The sequence below is a fragment of the Brevibacillus sp. NRRL NRS-603 genome, assembly GCF_003013445.1.
In the GTDB taxonomy this organism is placed as follows: domain Bacteria; phylum Bacillota; class Bacilli; order Brevibacillales; family Brevibacillaceae; genus Brevibacillus; species Brevibacillus formosus.
The window spans coordinates 1-1,135 of record NZ_PXZN01000146.1 but is presented as its reverse complement, the minus strand read 5'-3'; the positions used below and the strand labels follow the sequence as shown (position 1 = coordinate 1,135).

The following is a 1,135-nucleotide window of genomic DNA, read 5'->3' as shown; positions in this document are numbered from 1 at the left end:
CCGATCTTATCTCAATCAGACAAACAGATTACGTTTCAAGTCACACCCGATTTTCGTTTAACCTTTGAAGAAGTGTATGAACCGATCTCCCCTGCCCATATTGCTTTTCAAGTGCCTTATTCCTTATTTCATGAATCAGCGAAAAAGATCAAAGAATCTGGTCTTTTGATTGTTCGATGGGAGGATGGCCATGACATTGATCAAGAAAAGGGACGAATGAACCTGTATTTCCGCGATGGGGACGGGAATCTTCTTGAGATTATTGCCCACGAGTATGTGTCAGAAGAGATCGTCCTGCCATCCACTCCCCTGCACATTCTGTATTTAAGAGAAGTGGGCTGTCCTGTGGAAAGTGTGCCTGTTTTTACGCAATGGCTAAAATCAAATATAGGCATGAAAACATACGAGGATGGCGATATTTTTAACTTCGTAATCGGAGGAACGGCACATATTGTAGCCACATGGAAAAACAGGCCTTGGATTCCCATTGCCATGAAAGCGTTGCCACCGAAAATGCACGTCACTTTTGGAACACCTGACCAAACGTTCCTGCAAAAAGTACGGAGGCGCTTTGAAAAAAGCAACGTCCTCTTCCATTCAGATGCCCATGAACTTACCTTCGTCCGGGAAGGATACTCTTTTTCTGTTATCCATACACCCGATTACGCCCCTGACACCCCGAGCAAATTGCAATTACCGCTTTCTATCTCCTCCTAACAAATACAGCGGTAGTCTAGGATTTCAAACTGTTGTCCCTGACTACCGCTGTTCTTCTTTCACGCTATCCTCTGGCGACCTTTCTCTTCAAAAATGGCTCGCGACCTTCGCGTCCTTGTGTTTTTCCTAGGTAAATGGCGTATTCAAGCGGGCGGGTAATGGCGTTCTTGTACTGCTCCGTTGCCCCCATCTCCCGGAAAATTTCCCGTGCTGGCTTTGGATTCACTTCAATCAGCCACGCGCGCCCCTCTACATCGATGCCGATGTCCAGTCCAAATTCAACCATCCGTCCAAAATGATCCTCGAGTGTTTCCGCTGTTTGAAAAGCGAGCTGCTCGCAATCATGCACGATCTGCGCGGTGCGTTCCTCCCCAAACCTCGGTCGGAGAAAGACCGATACAGGGATTGCTTTTCCGCC

At 47.3% G+C, this 1,135-nt stretch carries 2 protein-coding genes; one reads left to right on the top strand and one right to left on the bottom strand.

Annotated elements, in window-relative coordinates:
* The coding region (locus tag C7R94_RS29345) for a VOC family protein (protein ID WP_106786011.1) at positions 1-717 on the top strand (717 nt) is incomplete at its 5' end.
* Between the two features lie 64 nt (positions 718-781).
* Here the strand turns inward: C7R94_RS29345 and C7R94_RS29340 are convergent.
* Positions 782-1,135 (bottom strand): YheC/YheD family protein (locus C7R94_RS29340; protein WP_199197982.1); only part of this gene is annotated, 354 nt, incomplete at its 5' end.